Here is a 24,266-nt window from a genome sequence, read left to right as displayed (position 1 = left end):
TATATTTTTTACATTTTTTAGATTTTTCTTTATTTTAATAATAAATATTCCGATATTATATGTATAATAAGTCTTTGGAGGTATTAAATGGGAGTTTATTCTATTTATTCATCTGAAATGTTTCCATTGACTAGACATATGACTTCTGCAGGATTAAATGTTTACAACTCTTCAGCTTACAGCTCAGCCCAATCTGCTGATAAAGTTGCAAGTATGGTAACTCCTCAGGGATCATCTGCTCCTATAAATAACAATATTGGAAAGACTTTGGATGTATATGCTTAATTATCAGTTTTGACCAATTATGTAAAAGTTATATTGCTTAAGTTGATAAAAAATAAAAATAATAAAAACATAATTGGTCATAATTTTTAAGCAAAAAACTATATTATGTAAACTCTATTGTTATCATAACATATTCTATAGCATTTATTTTTTAATATTTTTTAATATTTTCCTTGATTTAATCTTACATTGATTTACAATTACATCGTAAATTTGTTATAATTTATAAATTAAATGGAGGGAATATATGGATCTTTCAGCTTATACTTCTTATTCTACTGGAATGCTTAAACAAGATATTTCTTTAAGCATGATAAGAAAAACTTCAGATATGCAAGCTCAGGCTGTTGACAAAATTATGACTAGCATTCAGCCTCAAGCTGTTTCTGCACCTATGAGACCTGGTGTAGGTGAAAGATTAAGCACTTATGCTTAATTAAAGTAAAGTAATTTTGTAAGGCTGCTGATATTTATTATTGGCAGCTTTTTCATTTTTTATACCAACTATAAAATACCAAAATATACTTTTTTTACAAATAATCAAATTATAAATTGTTTTTTTAATTAAATTTTTTATATATCATAATAAATATACACAAGTATAAATGGAGTTTTTTATTATGAATACAGAACCAGTATTAAAAAATCTAGGTCAAAATATAAGAGAATTAAGAAAAAATAAAAAAATGACTATAGATGAATTAGCTGAACAATCTTCACTTTCTGGAAAATACCTTCAAGGTGTTGAAGTTGGAAATAGAAATATATCAATTAAAAATCTAAATAAAATCTGTAAAGCATTAGAAACTTCTCCAGATATATTATTAAATATTAAAATATACTATTTAAAATCTTCAGAAGAAAAAATATTTGCAATATCGGAAAAACTTAAAAAATTTGAAAAAAACAAATTGGATTTTATAGGAGATATTATAGATCAGTTAAATAATATTATGAAAAATGAAGAAAAAAATAAATAATTAATATTAAATTATCTTATACTAAATTCACATCCGCAATAATGCTGCCTGTAAAGTCCTGCTTCATTAGCTATTATATTAGTCTTTTTAAACCCTTCTTTCTTTTTAAAATCAAAATGCAAATACTCTATCCCCTCATAACTCTCAGCTAAACTTTTACCTATCATCTCAATAACCTTGCTGTTTTTATGCGGGCTTACAGTCATTACAGTGGCAACATACTTGGCATTTATACTAGCAGCATATTCAAAAGCCTTTTTCATTCTATGCCTAAAACAAATACTGCATCTAGCACCTTTTTCAGGCTCATTCTCAAAACCTTTTATATCATTGTACCATTCAGCAACATCATTATCTTCTTCAGATATATAAGTTTTTATGCCCAAAGCTCTAGTATAATTTATAAACTCATCTCTTCTTCTTTGATATTCTTCAATAGGATATATATTAGGATTATAAAAATAAAATACAGAATCATAATCCTCTAAAATAGTACGCGGATAACTCATACAAACAGCACAGCAAGTATGAACAACCAATTTTTCTTTAATTTCCATAACTAAAAATTACCTCTTACTTGCCTTTAAAGTGATAGTCTTATCGTCAAAACTGCTTATTATTATCTGATAGCCCATATTTTTAGCTTTAGAATTAATATCAACTGCCAAATCTCTGCTGCTTCCTACATAAGTAACAACATATCTGGAAGATTCTCCTGATACTCCTCTATTATAAACATTTTTTAATCCTCCTATATTCTTTTTCAACGCATCTTCAAAACCAATAGATTCATCAAAATCAAGTCCGTTTACATATATAGTATACTCTGTGCCGTTTTGAACTTCACTCTGCCATTTATTAACTATTTGATTAACAAAATCATCTGATACATAATCTGCTGATTTCACCAAAGCTATAGAATGTGCATCCTTATCGCTTCCTCCAACACCTCCTGCCTGATGTGTAGCACGGGCTATAGTAGTATAATCTGATATATTAATTGCAGTTATTGCAACATCACTTCTGTAACTTTTCATAGCAGTGCCTTGTATGGTTGTAAAGAAAGCAGCATCAGCTTTTCCTATTATTGCTATTTGTGCTCCTGTGGCATCGGCTATTTTTTTTATAGATGATGATGAACGAAAACCTCTTGTATCTTCATAGCTTATATTTTCTTTTCTCATTACACTTTGCAATGATGAAGCACTAACAAATTTAAATCCTTTCTCACTCATATTTTTTTCTAATTCTACATTAAAAGATTCGCTTAAATTTCCTGTTTCATCAGTAACAAGCACAACTATAAGAGGAAGATTTTTCCTATCCATAAGTATGCCCATTGCCTGAAGATTATCCTCTATCATATCCACTCCAACTGTAGCTTCTATCTTAGAATACCAAACAGAACCGGATTTAGATATATTAATAACTTTATACGCTGATATATAACCTGTTGTATTATCATATATTTTAGAGCTTATAAGTCTGTTATTTTCTACTAAGGTATTACCCTGAACTATAGAACCAACAGCCTGTTCAACAGCATTTCTTTTAGCACTCTCGATAGCTCTTTCTATAGCATCAGCCTCGCCTCTTCCGTCAGCAGATGCATAACCTTCAACAGTTATTTTTGTAGTTTTTCCGCCCTTAAAATCAGGATTCTTCCAATTATTAACTATTCCTATTTCTCCTGTATCTTCTCCTACATATACACCGCCGCTTGATGTACTTTTAGAAGTTGTAGCACAAGATACAAAAAATAAAGATAAAAATATAAATAAATATAGCTTATTCAATGTAAATTCCATAGTCGTCATAAACCTCAATTAATATTTATATAAAACTATTATATAAGCAAAAAATAAAATTTTTAATAAAAAATAATGCTATTAACATATATTTTATAATAAAGTTATATTTTTTCAAGAAAGAAAATGTAATAAATTTAATTCATAAAATAATACTTTGTAAAAATAAAATCAAATATCTTTATAAACAGACAAAAGCACAGGCAGAATTTCTTCAGCCTCAAGTTTTTTTAAGCAGTCAATAGTTTTGCAGCCTCTTTTTATATATTCACATCGAAAACTTTTTAATGCTGTACAATATTTTTTTCTAGCCTCTATATTAAAAGCCTTTTCTCCCCTAGCTCCGTAGATCAACGGCAAAGTATCTCCGAATATACCTATAGAATATATATTGCATGCATTAGCTATATGTAAAGGGGCACTGTCTCCTCCAATCAATGCATAAGAATGTTTAATCACAGATATAAGCTCTCTAATACTCAATTTATTAGTAAAATCATCAGCTATTATATTTCCTAATCTTTTATTCATTTCATTAGAAAAATCTAAATCATCTTTAGAACCTATTAATATTATAGGAACCTGTTTTTCCTTATAAAATAAATCTATAAGTTTTGAAAAATTATCTATGCCGTATCTCTTACTTATTCTAGTAGCCCCTCCATGAACAAGCAAGGCATTCTTATAATTTCCCATTTTACTAATACCGAATTCATTTTCTTTTTCACTTAAAAAAATCTCTGTATTAATACCATCATCTTCTATATTCATAGGCTTCAATATAGAAAGAATTGTATCTACTATATGCCTTTTATGTTTTTTCCAAGAAGTTTTTTTATTAAGAAGAAATCCTCGGCATTCACTGTTTACTCCTGCCCTTATTGGTATTTTTGCTTTATATAAAAGTGAAGCTCCGTAAAATGCGGTTGTGGCAGAAATACCTATATCATAATTCTGATTGCTTATATATTCTGATACTTTATCATCTCCAATTATAATATTATTTATACAAGGATTTTCTCTTAAAATATCTATTCCTCTTATACCATTTACAACATCAATACTACAGTCATTATAGTGTTTTTTCAAAGCTCTTATAAGCGGAGTTATAAATATTGTATCTCCTATATAATTCATTCCTATAATCAATATCTTTGTCATACATAAAACTCTTATGATTATTTATATGATGATAACCTTCTTCTTTTGGCAATCCTTTCTTTTTTTTCTTCTAATAATCTCTCTTCATTGTATATTTTCATAATCTCAAAGAATAGTATAAAACTCAAAGGTCCCAATATTATTCCTGAAAGTCCGAAAAATAATACCCCGCCAAGTATAGCAAAGAAAATAAATAATGGATGAAGCTCTATTCTGTTCCCAAGAAGCAGAGGACGAACAAAATTATCAGGTATAGTAATAAATATCCAAGAACATACTATAAATATAATAGCTTTGATAATTTCTCCATCTATTGCAAATAATACCCCTAAAGGAATCCATATTATAGTAGTTCCTATTATAGGCATAAAAGATGCTATTATAGTAAGAAATGCAAATGTAAATGAATTTGTAACCCCAAATACAGTATATACTATAAAAGCACAAAAACCCTGAAATATTCCTGTAAACAAATTGCCGAAAACTATTCCTTTAATACCTTCAGAAACCTGTTTTATAAGTCTGTCAATATATTTCCTCTCTATAGGAATTAATGTTCTTACCTGATCTATTAAATATTCTCCGTCTACAAAAAAGAAAAATAAAGAAAACATCATAAATATAAATGAACTTACAAATCCGCCTGTACTTTTTAATAAGCCCGCTACATTCTGAGTAAGATATGAACTTATAAATGTTAAATTTGAAAGAGAAGAATCCTGTATTCTTTTTAATATAGTTTCCATAGACACATCTATAGGCAGAGATTTAAGAAAGTTATTTATGCTGGAATTATTAATAACTTCATTAACATCTAAATTCATAAAATACTTAATACCAATATTAGAAATATCTATAAGCTGAACTATTATAGTATAAGCTAATATACTTGTAGGAACTAAGAATATAATTAGAGATATAAGAGAAAAAAGCAATGCTAAAGTGTTTTTTTTAATCATGGAGATTTTATCTGTTTTTTTATAACTCTTTCCCATAGCCCTTATAAAAAGAGGATTTAATATGACATAAAAAACAACGGCAAAAAATATTATCATTCCGAATGGTTTTAATAATTTATACATTATAAATATAGACAGGAATATAAAAACTATAAAGAAAATATAGCCTATATTGTTTTTATTCATAAAATCTCCAAAAATAAAAAGTTTAATCAATGAAATTAATTAGGTTTTTATAATAATATATATAATATATTTTTCAAGCATTTTAATTTGAATTATTAAATATTTATGTTATTATATAAAAATGGTATTCAATTTAAATGATAAGCAAAAAGATATAATAAAATGTTTTGAAGATAATAGATTATGCTTTGTTAATGCATCAGCAGGTACGGGTAAAACAAGCACTATAACAGAAATATATTTAAAACTATTAGAAAATAAAGAAAAAGTTTCCAATATAGTAGTTATTACTTTCACAAAAGCAGCAGCTAATGAAATGCTTTTCAGAATAAGATCCAAAATAAGAAATAAAATAGAAAGTATAAAAAATACTGATGATGAAAAATCTTTAAAAGAAAAAAAATATTGGCAGAATGTTTATAAAGATATACTTACAAGTTCTAAAATTTCAACAATAAATGCATTTGCTAATTCTATAGCTATGGAAAATGCAATGTATCTTTCAATACCCCCTAATATGGCAATATTGGAAGACAGCATTGATATTCAGGAAACATTAAAAAGCGAAATTTTAAATATCTTAAGACAATCAAAACATGCTGAAACTATACGCTCGCTATATAGAATATCAACAGAGGATAGTAAAAATAAATTTGCTCAAAGAATACTGCAATTCCTATTAAAAATAAAACCGAGACTTGAAAATATAAACAGATTTGAAGAAAAAGCATTAGAAATCATAAAAATAGATGATAAAGAATATGATAAACTATATAATAACATATATAATTACAGCATAGAACTTATAAATGATAATTTAAAAAGCGGAAAACTTATAACAGAATGTAAAAATAGAATATCTCTTCTTCTTAATAAAATTGATTTGATAAAACACAAAGAAAAAATAAAAAAATTAACTTTGGAAGATTATGAATATATTAGAATTGCATTATCAGATGTATCGAGTGCCAAATTGGGAAATACTAAACATGATGAGTTTAAGGCTGTATTAGAAGATTTAAAAAAATGCACTGTATCTATGCTTAATTATGTTAATATATTATATAATGAAGAAAATTATAAAGCAGTAATAAACTTTATAAAAGAAACATACAATCATATAGAAAAAGTAAAATCTAATATAGGCATATACTCTCATGAAGATATGATGTATAAAGCCATAGAAGCATTAGAAAATGATGCTGTATCAAAAGAAATAAGAGATAATATATCAGCATTAATACTAGATGAGGCTCAGGATACTAGCATTTTGCAGTTTGACTTCATAAATTTAATAGTATTCGGACAAAGAGAGATAACAAGCACATCAAAAACAGATAAAAAATTAATGATAGTAGGAGACAGAAAGCAGTCTATATACAGATTTAGAAATGCTGATGTAAATGCTTTCACTAATACTCAGGAAAATTTCAGCAATTATGTAAGATATTTAAAAGACAATTATAGAAGCAATTCTATGCTAATAGATTTCTTTAATGATTTATTTAAAAGCACTGTATTTGTAAATGATGATATCAATTATAAAGATGAAGATGATCTGGATTATAATAAAAAAACAGATGATAAAGCAGTATCTTTACTAATATTTAATAATAATATAGAAGATGAAAGTATTCATTTATATGCAGATGATAAAACAGAATTAGAGGCTTATGCTATAGCTGAATATATAAAAAATAATTACAGCAATGATTATAAAAATACGGTTATACTTCTTCCAACATTCAGCAGATTAGATAAATATTTAAAAGCCTTATCAGATTATAAAATACCATACTATATAGACGGCGGAAATAAATTCTACTCAAGAGAAGAAATAGTATTAATAAAAACATTTTTGGAATATTTAATACTAAGAGATCATGCTAAACTTCCTGAAATACTTAGAAGCGAATTATTTGATATTGATATAGGCAATTTATCAGATTTTTTATTTAGTTTATATGTAAAAAATTTGGATATAAAAGACTATTTTCCAAAAATGGTATATGATGAAAATAAATACAAAGAAATAGAAAGTATAGCTAAGTCAAAAAGTTATTATAATCAATTAAAAACTGCCAAAGAATTATTAAATAATATAGAAAGTAAAATACATAAGATGAATGCCGCTGAAATAATAGAAACTATATGTATTGATACGAATTTTTATAATTATTTAATGACTATGAATGATGCTGAAATTTCTTATGCTAATATAGAAAAATTAAAAAAAATAGCAAATGATTTTGAAAATCAAACAGGCAATAATATTTATGATTTTGTATTAAATATCAAAAATACCAATGATAATGAAGCATACTCTGCAATACCAAAATTATCTGTAAAATCTGTAAAAATAATGACTATACATAAATCTAAAGGACTTGAATTTAATAATGTATTTGTGGCAGGGATAGGCGGATATATAAAATCTAATTTATCAGATTTTGATTTTATAGCAGATGCATCTTTTATAAAACTTCCTGTAAAAAATAAACATTACAGTGTAGATTTTTCTGCTTTAAATACGGACTACAATAAAAAAAGCGAACTTTCAGAAAAAAGAAGATTATTATATGTAGCACTAACAAGAGCATCAAATAATTTAATACTTTTAGGAGAGCATACCAAAGAAGAAACATACAGATCATATTTAGATAAATATCTTAATGATGAAACAAAAAAATATAAAGCCGATATTATAAGCGAAGATACAAAAGGATTGATAAAAATTGATAATATAGAAAATAAATTTATTACTACATATTTATACGGATTATCAGTAAAGCCAAATGAAGAGATAAATATTAAAAATGCCGAAGAAATAAAACAAAAAATAAACAGCATTTCAAAAAAAGATAAAAAAGAAAAAAGCAATGAATATATAAAAAATATTAATCCTTCTTTAAATAACATATTTAATAAAAATTATGTTAACATATCAAAGCTATTAGATAGAAAAATATCCAGATTAGAAAATGATATAAATAATACAGATAATCAATATAATGATGATATAGAAGTAATATCATATAAAGATATAGGAATAATAATACATAAAATGCTTGAATATTTTAACTTTGATAAATATCAAAAAGAAAAAGAAAAATATTTGGAAAAAATAAAATCATGCATTCTAAAAAGTAATAACCATTATAGCAAAGAGCAATTAACAGAAAGTTTAAATACAGCATTCAAAAAGTTATTTGAAAATAATCACATACAAAATATATTAAGCGGAAATGAAGAAATAATTTCAAGAGAACATACATTCCAACATTATGACGGAAAAGATTTAATAACAGGAAAAATTGATATTATAACTAAAAATAAAAATGATGAATATTATATTTTAGATTATAAAGTAGCTCAAGAAAGTGGATATAACATAAATAAATATCAATATCAATTAAATACTTATAAATTTATGTTTGAAAAGGTTCTTGAAAAGAAATATCCTAATATAGATAAAAATAAAATAAAAACTGATATTATATTTTTAAAATAAAGTGTAACTATTAACTTTTTATTCTAATTTTACGGCAAAAATATACTATATTTTTATATTATAGTGATATATTTTTATTAATTATTTCTATTATATTAATAATTTTCTTTACTTTTTTCTATTATATTGTATATATTATATTTGTGAGGAAAATAAATGAAAGTAATTTTTAAATATTTTACATTAATAATTTGTTTTTTATCTATAATATCATGTAATAAGCAGGTTATTTTCAATAGATTTAATTTAAATAGAGCTTACAGTCTATATGAAAAAGGAAAAAATGTAGATGATGATAAAGCCTTGCTTGAAATAACATCTACTTATAATGATATTATAAATCAGAAAATATATGCTCAGGATAGGCTTGCATCTGTATACAGAACTTTAGCAGAAAGAAGTTTAGTAAAAGAACAGTATGCTTATTCAGCAAAATATTTTAATGAAGCATTAAAAATACTTCCAAACAGTCCTTATTTAAGATACGGACTAGGAATATCTTATGCCAATTTAGCAGAAAGTGCTGATACTTATGAAAAAAAGAGTAATTTCATACAAAGGGCAGAAAGCAATATTAGTTTTGCTATAAATAAAGACCCTAATAATGCCAACTATTATGCGGCTTTAGCATCATTAAAAGGGTTACAAGAAAATAATTATGAGGAAGCATTTGATAATATAAAAAAAGCCGTAGAAATGAATCCTAATAATGCAGACTATTTAATGTTATTAGCAAGAATACAGTACAGCAGGGGAAATTATAATGAAGCAGTAGCTGCATACAGAAAAATACTCAATCTTCCTGTTGAAAATAATATAAAAGAAACGGTTTTAAAAAATATTGAGCAAATTATAGGACAGCAAAATTGAGTAAGAATTATGATATTAAAACTTATTTGATTGCCTTAAATCAAATTGATAAAGTAGGAGATAAAAGAATATCCGAGCTTATTAATCATTATGAATCTGTAGAAAATATTTTTGATGATAAAGAAGAAAATATAAAGGAATTATTAGAAAAAAAATTTAAATCTCAAATAGGCAGCTTTGATAAAAATGAAATATTAGATAAAGCAAATACAATAGTAGAAAAATCAAAAAATTATGGTATAGGAATATTAAGTTTATTTGATGAAGAATATCCTTTTAATTTAAAACAAATAGATAATCCTCCTTATATACTTTATTACAAGGGAGATTTAAAAAAACTAAGAAGAAATGCTATAGCTATAGTAGGTACAAGAGAGCCTACAAATGAAAGCCGTAAATATTCTTTTGAACTTGCAAGTAAATTATCATCTTTAAATATAACAGTTGTTTCCGGAATGGCTAAGGGAGTTGATAGAGAGGCACATCTTGGGGCTATATCATCACTTGTTAATACGGCTGCAGTTTTAGGAAGCGGAATAGATAATGTTTATCCTTCTGAAAACTTAAAAATATATAATAAATTAATAGAAAAAGGTGTAATAGTAAGCGAGTTTGAAATAGGAAGGAAACCAGACAGAATTAATTTTCCTAGAAGAAACAGAATAATATCAGGACTTTCATATGCTGTTGTTATGGTTGAAGCTGCAAGCAAGTCTGGTGCTTTGATAACAGTTGATTATGCTCTTAATCAGGGAAGAGATGTTTATATAGCGCCTTATGATGAAAAAAACAGTGCTTATTTTGGTAATCACAAATTATATAAAGATGGTGCTAAAATAGCATACAGCATTATGGATATACTAGAAGATTTTGATTCTATATTTTCAAATGATGATGATTATTTGAAGATGAAATTAAAATATTTTGAAGGCGGCGATATAAGTATTAAATCAAAAGAAAAAAATAAAAAAGAAGAAAGTAAAGAGAAAAAAGAAAATAAAAAACATAAAGAAGAAACTCAAGAAACTAATAAAAAACATAATAAGAAAGTTAATGAGCTTATCAGCAGTTTGAATGATGATGAAACTTCACTTTATAATATAATAAGTAAATCTGATAAAATACATATAGATGATATAGTGGAAGAGAGCAATATAAAAGTACATACTGCTGCATCTATTTTGATGCAGCTTGAAATTAAGGGTGTAATAAAGCAGTTATCTGGGAAATATTATACTATAGAAAAATAAATATTAATTATATATAACTTTTTAGGATATAAAATAAGGAGATTTAACTATGTCTAATACAATAACAGAAGAAAAAGCAAAAAAAACACCAGCTAAAAGGGGCAGGAAAGAATCAAAAAAGAAAAAACTTGTTATAGTGGAGTCTCCAGCAAAAGCTAAAACTATTAATAGATATTTGGGCTCTGATTATCTTGTAATGTCATCAATGGGGCATTTAATAGATTTGCCTAGAAGCAGACTAGCTATAGATGTTGATCATGGATTTGAACCAGAATATATTACAATAAGAGGAAGAGCTAAAATATTAAATGATTTAAAAAAAGAAGCTAAAAAGGCAGAAGAAGTTTTACTAGCAGCCGACGATGATAGAGAAGGAGAAAGCATTGCTTGGCATATAGGAAATAAAATAAGAGGTGTTAATTCTGCTGTACCTATAAAGAGAATAGTTTTTCATGAGATAACTAAAGATGCATTAAAGGAGGCCATTGATAAGCCTAGAGACATAGATATTTCAAAGGTAAATGCACAAAAGGCAAGAAGAGTATTAGACAGACTTATTGGTTATAATCTTAGTCCTTTGCTTTGGGATAAGATTAAAAGAGGACTTTCAGCAGGACGCGTACAGAATGTTGCTCTGCTTATAATATGCAACAGAGAAGATGAAATTGAAACTTTTGTACCAGTAGAATATTGGACATTCGGAGTATTTTTAAAGCATAAAAATAAAGAGTTTTTAGCAGACCTTCAAAAATATAAAGGTGAAAAACCAGATTTAAAAACAAAACAAGATGTTGAAGATATAATGGAGTATCTTAAAGATAAAACATACACAGTTTCAGGTATAGAAATAAAAGACAGATTAAGAAATCCTGGAGCTCCTTATACAACAAGTAAACTTCAGCAGGCGGCAAGCAGTGCATTAGGATACAGTGCTTCAAAAACTATGCAGGTAGCTCAATCCCTTTATGAAGGTGTTGACATTGCAGGAGAGGCAACAGGTTTAATAACTTATATGCGTACTGACAGTGTAAGAATATCTCCTGTAGCTCAGGAACAGGCAAGAGAGTTTATAGGTAAAGAGTATGGAAGTAATTATTTACCTGCAGAAGCCCCTACATACTCAGTAAAAAAGAATGCTCAGGATGCACACGAAGCTATAAGACCTACTAATGTATTTTTAACACCTGACACTATAAAAGAATATTTAAAAACAGATCAATATAAACTGTATAAACTTATATGGGAGAGATTTGTATCTTCTCAAATGCTTCCTGCAAAAATGAAAAATACAAGAGCGATAATAACAGCAGGAGACTGTGAGTTTTCACTTTCTTCCTCAAAAATAGAATTTGACGGATTTATGAAAGTTCTTACAATAGATAAAGAAGATAAAGAAAAGGCTTCAAAAATGCCTAATTTATCAAAAGATGATGTATGTGAATTTGTTGAAAATAATCCTCAGCAGCATTTCACTACGCCTCCTCCAAGATATACAGATGCTTCGCTCGTTAAAATATTAGAAGAATCTGGAATAGGAAGACCTTCTACTTATGCTCCTACTATCAAAACAATAATATCAAGGCATTATGTACAGAGAAAAGGAAAACAGTTAATACCTACAGAATTGGGAAAACTTGTTAATGAACTTATAAGCGAAAACTTCCCAGAACTTGTAAATATTAATTTCACAGCCGACATGGAAAGTAAACTTGATAAAATAGAAGACGATAATATAGAATGGAATAATATATTAAAAGAATTCTATCCTCATTTTTTGGATACATTGAAAACAGCTACTGAAAATATTAACAATATGAAAGACTTTTTCAATGAAGAAACAGATTTTGTATGCGAGAAATGCGGCAAGAAAATGATTAAAAGACTTGGAAAATACGGATATTTCATAGCATGTTCCGGATTTCCTGAATGTAAAAATACTAAAGGAATACCTTTCGGAGTATGTCCTAAATGTGGCGGAGATATTACTTTAAAAAGATCAAAAAGAGGAAGAGAATTCTACGGATGTTCCAATTATCCTAAATGCGATTTTGTAAGCTGGGATAAACCTCTTCAGGAGCCTTGTCCTAAATGCGGCGGACTGATGGTTGAGAAGAATATTAAAAACAAAGGATTGTTTAAAGTTTGTATCAAGGAAGATTGCGGTTATTCAGAGGAGATAAAAGAAGACGAAGAATAACATTATTTTTCATTATTGTATTAGCTCTGTTTAATACTTATTTAGTTTATGCACAAAATAATGATAAAATAAAACTAAATAATCTAAATATAAAAGTGGAGGATTTGAAAGAAGCTTTTAATCCTGCGGTAAGTAAATTTAATGAAAAAACTATATCTACAATAATTATAGATCCCGGACATGGCGGAAAAGACCCCGGTGCTATTGGAGTAAATAAATTATTTGAAAAAGATGTGGTTCTATCTTTTTCTTTAGAATTAAAAGAAGAGTTAGAAGAATTACTTCCCGATGTAAAAATAGTCTTAACGCGTACTAATGATATATATCCTACACTTGAAGATCGCTTTAAGATAGCAAATGAGGCTGCTAAAATAAATACTGATAAATCTAAAAATGCATTATTTGTAAGTGTGCATGCGAATGCTTCATTCAGTACAAGTGCTAGAGGTTTTGAGGCTTATTTTGTTAGTGCTCAGGAATCAAGCGAATATGCCAGAGCTGTGTCGATGTTTGAAAATGATGCTTTAGTAAAATTTGATAATATAGATACCTCCAAGTATGAAAATGATTCTTCTCAAATTACACATAATTACATGCTTGTAGAGCAGTATCAAAAAGAAAGTAAATTATTAGCAGAATCAATTACAGAAGAGGTTCTTAAAATATCAGGAGTTGCTAGAAGAACAAGACCTGTACAAAATGCTTTATTTTATGTATTAAAAGGTGCTGTAATGCCTTCAACATTAATAGAATTAGGATTTATCACAAACCCAACTGACGCCAAACTTATGAATACTAAAGAAACAAGATTAAAAATGGTAAAAGCAACTGCTAGAGGTATAAAGCAATACATAGAACTCTTTGAAAAGACTAAAGGTTTTACAAAATAATTTTTTACTATATTATAATATCATAAATCATTTAATAATAACTTGGAATTAATATGGAACTTCAATTAAGAAACATTGGAATGATAAAAGAGGCTGATATCATATTGGACGGACTTACTTTGATAGCAGGAGAAAATGATACAGGAAAAAGTACGGTAGGAAAGGCTTTATATGCTGTTGTTGCTGGCCTGAATAATGCTGAAAAAAATTATAAAGAATATGTTGAAGAAATAAAAATATCCCCAATAACAAGAAATATAGTAAGAAAATTAGAAAATGAATTCATCAAAAAAATGAATGATGAAAACTATTTAATTAGAAAAAATAAATTAGATATTAATGATTTTCAAGAAAAAATAAATGAAATAATAAGTTTTTTTGATTTTAATATTGATAATTTGGATAAACATTATCATATATTTGAAGATTATAAAAATACTCTTCAAGCATATGATTTATATAACTGTATAGAAGAAGATATAAAAGAATATTTTAATATACTAAAACATCAGCCAAATATTAATGAAATAAAATATTACAGTATCAAGCAGCATATATTAAATGAATTAAAAAATAATATACAATCTTTTAATGCTGAAAAAATCGAATATATCTATTTTGGAAGATAATAATAAAATTATAAACATAGATATTATAAATAACAAATTTGATGATGATGAATTAATAGGAAATGTATATGCATCTGACATAACATATATAGAAACTCCATTTATATTTAACATAATAGAAAATTACATTACACCTTATAAATTAAAAAAATATACGGTTGATAATCATTTAATAGATTTAAGTAAAAAAATAATTGAAAATAGAAATAAATATATTACAGATAATAATTATTTTCTTTTTGAAGAATTAAATAAAACAAAAAAATTATCAGATAGTATAACAAAAAATATCAATGGATTTATAGAATATGATGATGTAAAAAATATATTAATATTCCTAAAAAATAACAATTATATAGAACTTTCAAATACTGCTGTTGGTATAAAATCTTTTGCTATAATAGATTTGCTGCTTAAATCTGGAGTTTTTAATGATAAGCATATTTTAATACTAGATGAACCTGAAGTGCATTTGCACCCAAAATGGCAGATTGAATATGCTAAACTTATGGTTAAAATGGCTGAAGAATTGGATATACAAATTTTAATTAATTCTCATAGCCCATACTTTATAGAAGCTATACAAAAGTATTCTGAAAAGTCAGAGAAAATTGCTGATAAAACGAACTTTTATTTAAGTGAAAAACAAGATGATGATTATGCTGTAATAAAAAATATTAATGATGATATAGAAAGCATATACAAAACTTTAGCCGATGCTTACAGAAAATTAGATGAAGATACATTATGGAACGAAGCTAAAAAATGACATCAGAACAAATAAACTATATTACAAATCAATTAAATAACATATTAAATACAGATTTTAATAATTGTAAAGATAAGATATCAGAAGTATGCAAAGATTTTGATAAAGATATAAGCAAAATAAATTCGGATACAGAAGTTTTTGATTTTGATAAAATAACTTTTAATATAAAAAAGAATAACAGACCAAAATCAGCCGATATGATACATATACAAGATAATATAATATATTTAATAGAATTTAAAAATACATCTTTATTAATAAATTCAGAAAACAGTAAAGATTTTAAGCAAAAATTAAAAAATGAAATAAAATTAAAAGGCATAGAAAGTTTAATAACAATACATAAAATAATTAATAAAATGATAGATGCAAATATTAAATTTAATTCTATTTTAGAGTTAAATATATACTATTATCTAATAGCAAATGAAAATTCAGAAAACAATATTTCAGAAAATAAAGAAAATAGAAATAGAGTTAATATGAATGAAGATTGTGCCAGATTGACAACAGATTATAAAAACCGTTATTTCAAAGATATAAAAATATCGTCTTTTGAAAGTTTTGAAAAAGATTTCATTTCAAAATATTTTTGATATTATTAATGAACCTCTCCCCAGCTCATACCTTTATGTATATCAACGGTTATAGGAACATTAGTTTTTACAGAATGCTCCATTATTTCTTTCATTATAGTCATAGCCTTGTCTGCCTCTTTTTCAGAAACTTCTACTACTAATTCGTCATGAACTTGCATAACTATTTTGGCAGTTTTTAAATGATTTTTAAACTCTTTATGTATTGCAACCATAGCAACCTTTATCATATCAGCTGCACTTCCTTGAATAAGAGTATTTAACGCCATTCTTTCAGCCTCATTTCTAGCCATAGCATTTGAAGAATTAATAGTCTTTGATAAATCTCTAATTCTTCCGCACATAGTTCGTACATAGCCTTTATTTCTTACTTCCTCAACAACTTCTTCGCAGAAAGGCTTCACTCTTGAATAAGTAGAAAAATATCCCTTTATAAAATCTTCAGCTTCTTTGCGTTTTATTCCAAGCTCTTTTGAAAGTCCGAATGCTGTTTTACCATAAATGATAGAGAAATTTATTATCTTAGCAATATTTCTCATTGAGGCAGTTACATGATCTTTACTTACAGAATATATTTTCATTGCTGTTTTTCTGTGAATATCATCATTATTTTTGAATGCCTCTACTAATGCCGGGTCCTTACTGAAATGTGCTAATAATCTTAATTCTATTTGCGAATAGTCTGCTGCTATAAGTAAATTACCTTTTTCCGGTATAAATGTATTTCTTATCTCTCTGCCTTCTTCTCCTCTAACAGGAATATTCTGCAAATTAGGTTCTGATGATGATAATCTTCCTGTTGCTGTTACAGTTTGATTGAATGAAGCATGTATTCTTCCTGTTTTTTCATTTATTAAAGTAGGAAATACATCAAGATAAGTATTTTTTAATTTTGCATATTTTCTGTATGTAAGCATATATTCAGCTATCTTATACTTTTGAGAAAGCTCTGTTAATACTTCCTCATCGGTAGAAAATCCTGTTTTTGTTTTTTTGGTAGGAGGTATTCCTATTTTATCGAATAATATATACTCAAGCTGTTTAGGAGACTGCAAATTAAACTCTTCACCAGCCTCTTCGTATATTTTCTTTTTAGTCTTTTCTAATAGTGAAGAATACTCATCAGATAAAGCTTTCATTCTTTCGCTGCTTATATATACTCCGTCAAATTCCATATCGGCAAGTACGCTAACCAAAGGCATTTCTATATTAAAAAATAATTCCTCAAGATTATGAGTTTTTAAAAGCGGAGCAAAACATTCATAAAATCTAAATGTTACATCAGCATCTTCACAAGCATATTCAACAACATCTTTTAAAGGTACATCTAATAATGTCTTTTTAGCATTATCAGTTAAATCGCTGTATTTGATAGTATTGTATGAAAGATAGCCAATAGCTAAATCGTCCATATTATATCTTCCTCTTGTAGGATTAATCAAATATGCCGCCACCATAGTATCAAAGTACATATTGCCTATACTTTTGCCTATAGCCCTCATCATCTTGTACTCATATTTAAGATTATGCCCTATAACCTTTATATCTTCTTTTGCTAAAGTATCAAATACAAGATTCATACATTTTTCTTTATCTATTTTCGTTCTGCCGCTTAAATCTAAATAAAATGCTTCATTAGATTTCATAGCAAAAGAAATTCCTATAATAGCGTCTTTAAATACATCAAGCCCTGTAGTTTCAAAGTCTATACATACAAGCTTTTTACTGTTAATATCATTTAAAAGATTTTGAAGTTCGGTTTCATTTTCTATTAAATAATAACTTGCTTTATTATCTTTAGCACTAAGTATAGGACTTTCTTTATTTTGATTATCATTATTATTTATTTTTTCATCAGAAATTTTTACTTTTTCTTCTTTTTTAGCGGAAGAAGAACCATATATATATGAATTGATTTTATCTCTTATTTGCTTTAATTCTAATTCATCTAATATTTTATTAACTTCATCAATATTTATTTTACTGCTTGCTATCTCATTATAATCTAAATTAAAATCTTTAATATCTCTTTCAATAGTAGCAAGTTTATAGCTCATATATGCCATATCTTTTGATTCAATTAATTTTTCCTGAACTTTTCCTTTAATGGAATCAATATTTTCATATATTCCATCTAAACTTTTATATTCTTCGAGAAGTTTTAAAGCAGTTTTCTCCCCTACTCCTTTAACTCCCGGTATATTATCAGAAGCATCTCCCATAAGAGAAAGCAAATCTATTATTTGATTAGGATAAACTCCCCTTTTTTCTTTAACTGCCTGAGCATCATACTCCATAAGTTCATTATCTTTATTGCTTGCAACAACTCTTACATCATCGCAAACAAGCTGAAGTATATCCTTATCAGGAGAATAAATAATAGTCTTTATATTCTCTTTTTTGTTTTTTTCAGCAATAGTGCCTACTATATCATCGGCCTCATAATTGTCAAGAACTATCCTTGATATACCTAAAGCATCTATAAGATTATAAAGTATAGGTATCTGACTCCTTAAATCATCAGGCATGCTCTCTCTATTCTCTTTATACTCTTTATATATTTCATTTCTGAAAGTTTTTCTCGAACTATCCAAAGCTATAGCAACATATTCTGCCGGATATGTATTAATAAGCGAGAAATAAGTTCTCATAAAACCATTAATAGATGAAACATTCTGCCCCTTAGAGTTTAAAAGAGGTCTTTTCAAAAAAATAAAATGGTATCTGTAAAGTATACCAAAAGCGTCAATAATAAGAAATGTCTTTTTCATAATATTGTCATTATACTATTTTATGAAAAATAAGTAAATATTGAATTATATTATTATCTTAATTTTGATGTTACATTTACAAAGTATTCTCTGCTTGATATAGGATAACCTTTAATAGTTTCATATTTAACATCTAATACATTTTTAACTCCAAACTTTAATGATGTATATTTCTTAAATACAAAGGAACTTATAATATCAAAAGTAGTATATGATTTATCAACTTCAGATTTTGTTGTATTATTATATTGATCTCCTATATATTGTACATTAAAAAGTATGCTTGATTCAAAATCGCTATTTTGGCTATATATATATTCTAATGAAGTATTGAATTGATGTCTTGGAAGTCCGGGTAAATCATTATTATTTACACTTACATTATATAAATTTTTACCAACCAAATATGAATAATTCCCCTTTATTCTTATAGTTGAACTAATATCCTTTATTGGTATATTAAATATTATACTAGTTCTACTCCCCTGTGTTGTAAGATATTGATTATTATTTGTAAGTAAATCTTTTTTAGAACTTATAAAATACAAAGCCTCCAGAGTAACTATATCATGCGGCTTTAATGATATGCCTATATTTCCTCCCTGATAAATATTCTGATTTTTTATATTATTAGTATAACCTTTATTAAGCATTGCAATATCTGTCTGCATATTAACAAAATACTTTCCTGTTAAACTTATTTGTTTTACCGGATTTAATTTAAAATCTACATCTCCATTTATATATGATCTGAAATCAGCTGTTTTACTTTTCCTGCTGCTAAATCCTCTCTCCTCTCCTGAAGTATCTAAATTGAATTTCAATGAACTGTTATTTTGATTCTTTAGATTATATTCAAGTAAATTCATCTTTCCAGAAGACTTACTTTCATTAGTCTGCGTTTTTACATATTTAATAGTTTTATCTGATTCCATCTGAACATCTTTTAATAAATTCACATACAAAAGCTCTTCAGATTTAGAATATTTCTTACTTAAAATATTATATACAATACTTCCTATTGATCCGTAATAATCTATATAAATTGAGTCTATATCGTCTTTATTATATAGAAATAAATATACTTTTTTTTCTTCATTATTGAGTACTCTTCCATTCAATATAAATGTAGACTGCGAATATACCGTTTTATTTTTTATATCTATGCCGCAATATTCTTTTATTAATTCTGCTGTATTTTTTGCTTTAGAAGATTTTATTTGATTTTTACTTATATTGATTGATCTGTCTAAAAGAAATCCTTTTTCTTTATGAGATGCTTGAATCTCATTTGTTTCCTCTTCTATGATTTTATAATCAAATGTATTTTCATCTTCTGCATAAATATGAAAAGACAGAAACATATATAGCAATATCAATAAAAATACAGGCATATTTTTAATTCCTATCTTGTTTTTTATATAGTTAAAAAATATATAGAATTAAACCAATAAAATAGAAATTTGAAAAATTAATATTCATAAAATAAATTTACATAATATAATTATTTAAGAATATTTTTTACAATTGTGAATGCTTTGTAAAATTTACTGTCATAATTATATGTAAAAGGCTCTTCATTTGGGAATAGTAATACAAATCTAACAATATAGACTATTATAAAAATTAATAATATAGAGATTATAATGTAATTATTATGATAAATATAATTTGCAATTTTGAATCTTTTTCTAAAAATTACTGCAAAGAAAATAATACTTGGAAATATGAACAGCGGATGATAATAAAACGCCTTTTTAAAATCTAATTTCAACATTTCTATATGTGCTCTTGTCATTCCGCATCCGGGACATGGAAACCCTGTAACATTTCTAATCATACATAATTCATCTATAGAAATAGAATATATATCAGAATATTTATTACTGTCAGAATTTATAAAAAATGCTATAAAAGATATTAATATAAGTTTTAAAATTTTTATCATAATATTAAATTATTATGCTTATAAATTAAAACTATATTATACATATTTTTCCATTTGATTATATATGATATCAGCAAGACCAAAAGTTTTTGTTTTTGAGAATTCTTTTGCATACTCATCATAAAGCATATCCTCAAATATCTGTTCTGCCATACCTCCGTCTATTAAACCGCTTTTATTTACAGTTTTTCTCATCTCTTTAAGCATTTGATTAATCATCAAAGCTTCAAAGTCTTCGGATACTTGTCTTAGACGCTTTTTTTCAAAATCTTTATTATATTTAGATACTGCCTCATTAACATTTTCTGTATTAGCATCATCTATAGAGAATTTAGTATTTCCATATTGTTTTTTAGCATTTTCTAATTTAGTCAAATTGGCACTGCCCATACTTAAATTATATTTATCAGTTATATTCATAATATACATTTCCTATAATAAAATTATATCATTAATTATATCGGAAATGATTAAAAATATATTAGTAATAAAAAAGTCTGAACCATTAAAGATTCAGACCTTATATTTTATGATAATTACCAAGTTACTATATATTCAGTATAAATATAACCTTTACTTATAGACTTGGTCATTCTTACCTTAGAACCATTAGGATATTTAAATCTAAATATATTTTTTATTATTTCATCAAAATAAGTTTCTATCATAGAATCATAATTAGGGAAATAATGAAGATGGTAAATAATGCGTCTCTTTTCTGCTTTAACCACCTCTATATGAATATTTTTAAACATTTTCTTACTGAAATTAACAAAAACATCAGCTAAAGAATTCTTTTTAGCAATCTTGATAAATAATTTTTTCACAAAACTAAACTTTTTAAAATCATATCTAGCTTTTTCTCTTATACCTTCTCTAGCCCCATCATAAAACTCATCCATTATTGAAGTCATAGGTATGAAACAAGATGTAGATAAAGGATATTTCTTTCTAAATTTAGTCTTTTTAACATCTTTGAATATATCTTTACATTCATCAGGCATTTGCTCTAAAAGATGGCTGAATTTATCTTTTCCGAAAGTAGTTACAACAAATTTATAAATACTTTTAACAAAAGCCTGTCTGCTGTATGCTCTATCTCCTTCATTAATAATTTTGATTTTTTCTTTAATAACATCCTCAAAATCTTTTATAACATAATTGGACATTTCTTTTTCTAACATATCCATAGAATCGCTTGCAACATTAGATAGCTGTTCTATTTCTTTTATAAGTCCAAATACATTTCCTATATGATTTCCCATATCCTGTGTTTTAGAAACTATATCATCGCTATTTTCAGATACGAGTTTCATAGCCTCATCATTTTTCTTAGAGAAATCAGAAAGATTTACTAAATCATCTTTAGCTACGGATATTCTGCCATGCAAATTAGTATATTGTTCTTTAATATCTTTTACAGCATCATGCAGACTTTCTATTGATACGCTTATTTCTTTTGTAGAATCACATTTTTCATCTGCTACTTTTTTTACTTTAGTCATAGTATTAACAAAATTTTGAAGTTTAGCTAACATATCTTCTGTAGTTATTATTCTTTCTGTCATACTTGACATAATTTGATTCATTTCTTTTTCTATATCTCTTAATATTTTCCAAGCTTTTTCAGACTGTAAATTTGTTGTAGTAGCCAATTTTCTAATTTCTTCAGCAACAACAGCGAAACCTTTACCTTGCTCGCCGGCATGTGCTGCCTCAATAGCAGCGTTCATCGCTAACATATTTGTCTGCTGAGATATATCAATAGTTGAGTTTACAAAGTCTGTAATACCTCTTATAGAAGTTATTAATGATTTTGTAATATTCTCTGTTTTTACTATTTTTTCTTTGCTATCCTCTGCCAAAGCTACAACATGTTCTGATTCTTCTTTAGCCTTACCCACAGAAACAGACACTTCCTGCATATCCTTCTGCATGGTCATAGTTAATGAATTAATTTGATTTATGCTTACAGACTGATCATCAATTTTACTTTGAAGATTATTAGTCATATCATCTATAGAAATTAATTCTGCCAAACTTGAAGCTATAATTTTATATATTTCTAAATTACTTGTTTCTACATGTTTGAATTCGGTTTGCTGAGATGATATATTATCTATTATCATACTTACAGACTCAGTCATAGAACCAGCCGCTTCAGATATATCCGCCATCTTAACTTTTAAAGCATTGCTTTGTTCTTTTGATACTTTAAGAGTTTTTGATACACTTGAAAATACATGCTGAACCATATCAAAAAATATTCTTATCCAAGTACTTAAATCTCCAAGTGAGTCCCTAGAATTAATCTTACTTACATTAACAAATATATTATTATCAAATACACCGGATTCTAATTCCTGAGATATTCTATCCAAAGGCTTTAATGATATAGGAATAGTAATATTCAAAACTACTATTATTACTATAATCGCAACTATTAATATAAAGAATATTGTATTATTAGTTGTAACTAATACATTATAGAAAAAGCTTGTAGGAACATACATAAATATATTATAAAAACCATTATCAAACTGTTTAAATAACAATGTATAAGTATTATCTCCAACTTTATAATTTTCCATTATTCTAGTATTAGTATAAAATGTTGTGTTATTTATTAAATTATTAATCCATTCTATATCTTTTAAATCACTTAATATATAGTTAGGATTATCATGATAAACTATTTTCCTATCTCTAGAATCGAATATAACAGTATTAAAAGGTCCTGTCTTTACTATATTTGTAAACATTTCATGAACTATTTCCAAAGAAACATCTGATAAAGCAACTCCTATAAGATTATCATTAACTGTAGAATATATTGGAGAAGAAAAAGAAATAACTTTCTGAGGCTTATCAATATTCTTCAAATATGGAGAAGAGTAATAAATAGTTCTAGGTCTTTTAGCTTCTCTATTCCAAGTTTCAGGAATAGCTAAATAATAAAATTCCTCTTTATTATAATTATCTACAGCACTTTCTATTTTCGGCTGCATATTACCAGTATTTCCTACATCATACAAATACAGAGAATAAAGACCTCTCATATAAGGATTATTAGCTATGATATCAGGTTCAAAATATATACCATTTGCTATAACATGATGCAAACCTAATTGAGATTTATGGAATCTATATATTACCGATCTTAAATTAGTAGCAACATCAGTAACAGTTCCTGTAGAGTATAAATCATAAGATACAGTAGCTATATCTGCCAAAGAAACAGTACCTACCGTAGTTGAATTAAATATATTATCAAAAGTAGAAGATACATCATAAAAATAGTTCTGTGAAATATTCATCGCAGAATTATATAATGCCTCTCTATTTGTTTTAGTGTTTATAAAAATTGTTGGAGATAATGCTAAAATTACAACTATAATAACTAATAAAAGTACCTTATTTTTTAAACTCATAGAAAAAACCTTATATTAAATA

20 protein-coding genes are annotated in these 24,266 nt (G+C 26.4%); 11 read left to right on the top strand and 9 right to left on the bottom strand.

What is annotated here, in order from left to right; all coding sequences use genetic code 11:
* Positions 1 to 87 precede the first annotated feature (87 nt).
* The 3 genes from BHAMNSH16_RS11380 (at position 88) to BHAMNSH16_RS11370 (ending at position 1,265) form a co-directional block, all read left to right on the top strand.
* Complete coding sequence (locus tag BHAMNSH16_RS11380; RefSeq protein WP_008726841.1) at positions 88 to 285, top strand: hypothetical protein; 198 nt, start codon at positions 88 to 90, stop codon at positions 283 to 285.
* Positions 286 to 532: 247 nt separating this feature from the next.
* Entirely contained in the window at positions 533 to 721 is a 189-nt protein-coding gene (locus BHAMNSH16_RS11375; protein WP_008726842.1) for a putative motility protein, read from the top strand.
* Positions 722 to 905: 184 nt separating this feature from the next.
* Positions 906 to 1,265 (top strand): helix-turn-helix domain-containing protein, encoded by a 360-nt coding sequence (locus tag BHAMNSH16_RS11370; RefSeq protein ID WP_008726843.1) that lies wholly within the window; start codon positions 906 to 908, stop codon positions 1,263 to 1,265.
* Between the two features lie 11 nt (positions 1,266 to 1,276).
* Here BHAMNSH16_RS11370 and BHAMNSH16_RS11365 read toward each other — a convergent pair whose 3' ends face one another.
* The 4 genes from BHAMNSH16_RS11365 to BHAMNSH16_RS11350 form a co-directional block, all read right to left on the bottom strand.
* The gene (locus BHAMNSH16_RS11365) at positions 1,277 to 1,822 is read right to left on the bottom strand and encodes an epoxyqueuosine reductase QueH (RefSeq protein ID WP_008726844.1); all 546 of its coding nucleotides are present in this window, start codon (positions 1,820 to 1,822) and stop codon (positions 1,277 to 1,279) included.
* Positions 1,823 to 1,831: 9 nt separating this feature from the next.
* Positions 1,832 to 3,073 carry a hypothetical protein gene (locus tag BHAMNSH16_RS11360; RefSeq protein ID WP_008726845.1) on the bottom strand — a complete coding sequence of 414 codons (1,242 nt, stop codon included), beginning with the start codon at positions 3,071 to 3,073 and terminating at the stop codon, positions 1,832 to 1,834.
* Between the two features lie 171 nt (positions 3,074 to 3,244).
* Positions 3,245 to 4,234: a glycosyltransferase family 9 protein gene (locus BHAMNSH16_RS11355; RefSeq protein WP_008726847.1), complete on the bottom strand. Its 990-nt coding sequence runs from the start codon at positions 4,232 to 4,234 to the stop codon at positions 3,245 to 3,247.
* Positions 4,235 to 4,251: 17 nt separating this feature from the next.
* Positions 4,252 to 5,379: an AI-2E family transporter gene (locus tag BHAMNSH16_RS11350; protein WP_069731561.1), complete on the bottom strand. Its 1,128-nt coding sequence runs from the start codon at positions 5,377 to 5,379 to the stop codon at positions 4,252 to 4,254.
* A 121-nt stretch (positions 5,380 to 5,500) separates the two neighbouring features.
* Between BHAMNSH16_RS11350 and BHAMNSH16_RS11345 the strand changes: the two genes are divergently transcribed.
* The 8 genes from BHAMNSH16_RS11345 to BHAMNSH16_RS11315 all read left to right on the top strand — a co-directional run bounded on the left by BHAMNSH16_RS11345 (position 5,501) and on the right by BHAMNSH16_RS11315 (position 16,094).
* Positions 5,501 to 8,890, top strand: a complete 3,390-nt coding sequence (locus tag BHAMNSH16_RS11345; RefSeq protein WP_069731562.1) for a UvrD-helicase domain-containing protein — start codon at positions 5,501 to 5,503, stop codon at positions 8,888 to 8,890.
* A gap of 156 nt (positions 8,891 to 9,046) precedes the next feature.
* Positions 9,047 to 9,760 carry a tetratricopeptide repeat protein gene (locus BHAMNSH16_RS11340; protein ID WP_069731563.1) on the top strand — a complete coding sequence of 238 codons (714 nt, stop codon included), beginning with the start codon at positions 9,047 to 9,049 and terminating at the stop codon, positions 9,758 to 9,760.
* Positions 9,757 to 11,010, top strand: a complete 1,254-nt coding sequence (gene dprA / locus BHAMNSH16_RS11335; protein ID WP_069731564.1) for a DNA-processing protein DprA — start codon at positions 9,757 to 9,759, stop codon at positions 11,008 to 11,010. The genes BHAMNSH16_RS11340 and dprA overlap by 4 nt, the downstream gene beginning before the upstream one ends.
* A 49-nt stretch (positions 11,011 to 11,059) precedes the next feature.
* Positions 11,060 to 13,207 carry a type I DNA topoisomerase gene (topA, locus tag BHAMNSH16_RS11330; protein WP_008730397.1) on the top strand — a complete coding sequence of 716 codons (2,148 nt, stop codon included), beginning with the start codon at positions 11,060 to 11,062 and terminating at the stop codon, positions 13,205 to 13,207.
* Positions 13,153 to 14,097, top strand: coding sequence for an N-acetylmuramoyl-L-alanine amidase family protein (locus BHAMNSH16_RS11325; RefSeq protein WP_008730396.1), 945 nt, complete (start codon positions 13,153 to 13,155; stop codon positions 14,095 to 14,097). The genes topA and BHAMNSH16_RS11325 overlap by 55 nt, the downstream gene beginning before the upstream one ends.
* A 53-nt stretch (positions 14,098 to 14,150) precedes the next feature.
* Complete coding sequence (locus tag BHAMNSH16_RS14675) at positions 14,151 to 14,726, top strand: AAA family ATPase (protein WP_241033612.1); 576 nt, start codon at positions 14,151 to 14,153, stop codon at positions 14,724 to 14,726.
* The gene (locus tag BHAMNSH16_RS14670; RefSeq protein WP_241033611.1) at positions 14,716 to 15,495 is read left to right on the top strand and encodes an AAA family ATPase; all 780 of its coding nucleotides are present in this window, start codon (positions 14,716 to 14,718) and stop codon (positions 15,493 to 15,495) included. Before BHAMNSH16_RS14675 ends, BHAMNSH16_RS14670 begins: the two co-directional genes overlap by 11 nt.
* On the top strand, positions 15,492 to 16,094 hold the full coding sequence (locus BHAMNSH16_RS11315) for a hypothetical protein (protein WP_069731565.1): 603 nt from the start codon (positions 15,492 to 15,494) through the stop codon (positions 16,092 to 16,094). The genes BHAMNSH16_RS14670 and BHAMNSH16_RS11315 overlap by 4 nt, the downstream gene beginning before the upstream one ends.
* Before the next feature lie 5 nt (positions 16,095 to 16,099).
* Here the strand turns inward: BHAMNSH16_RS11315 and polA are convergent, their stop codons facing one another.
* The 5 genes from polA to BHAMNSH16_RS11290 form a co-directional block, all read right to left on the bottom strand.
* A complete protein-coding gene (polA, locus tag BHAMNSH16_RS11310) occupies positions 16,100 to 18,865 on the bottom strand; it encodes a DNA polymerase I (RefSeq protein ID WP_069731566.1) in 2,766 nt (921 codons plus the stop codon).
* Between the two features lie 53 nt (positions 18,866 to 18,918).
* Positions 18,919 to 20,259, bottom strand: coding sequence for a TonB-dependent receptor domain-containing protein (locus BHAMNSH16_RS11305; protein ID WP_206193849.1), 1,341 nt, complete (start codon positions 20,257 to 20,259; stop codon positions 18,919 to 18,921).
* Between the two features lie 110 nt (positions 20,260 to 20,369).
* Positions 20,370 to 20,813, bottom strand: coding sequence for a DUF2752 domain-containing protein (locus tag BHAMNSH16_RS11300; RefSeq protein WP_008727007.1), 444 nt, complete (start codon positions 20,811 to 20,813; stop codon positions 20,370 to 20,372).
* A 36-nt stretch (positions 20,814 to 20,849) separates the two neighbouring features.
* A complete protein-coding gene (locus tag BHAMNSH16_RS11295; RefSeq protein ID WP_008727009.1) occupies positions 20,850 to 21,233 on the bottom strand; it encodes a rod-binding protein in 384 nt (127 codons plus the stop codon).
* Positions 21,234 to 21,349: 116 nt separating this feature from the next.
* A complete protein-coding gene (locus BHAMNSH16_RS11290) occupies positions 21,350 to 24,244 on the bottom strand; it encodes a methyl-accepting chemotaxis protein (protein WP_069731568.1) in 2,895 nt (964 codons plus the stop codon).
* Positions 24,245 to 24,266: the final 22 nt, after the last annotated feature.

It is taken from the genome of Brachyspira hampsonii (assembly GCF_002214805.1).
GTDB lineage: Bacteria > Spirochaetota > Brachyspiria > Brachyspirales > Brachyspiraceae > Brachyspira > Brachyspira hampsonii.
The sequence above is the reverse complement of the archived record's forward strand: the minus strand, read 5'-3'. Positions and strand labels throughout refer to the sequence as shown.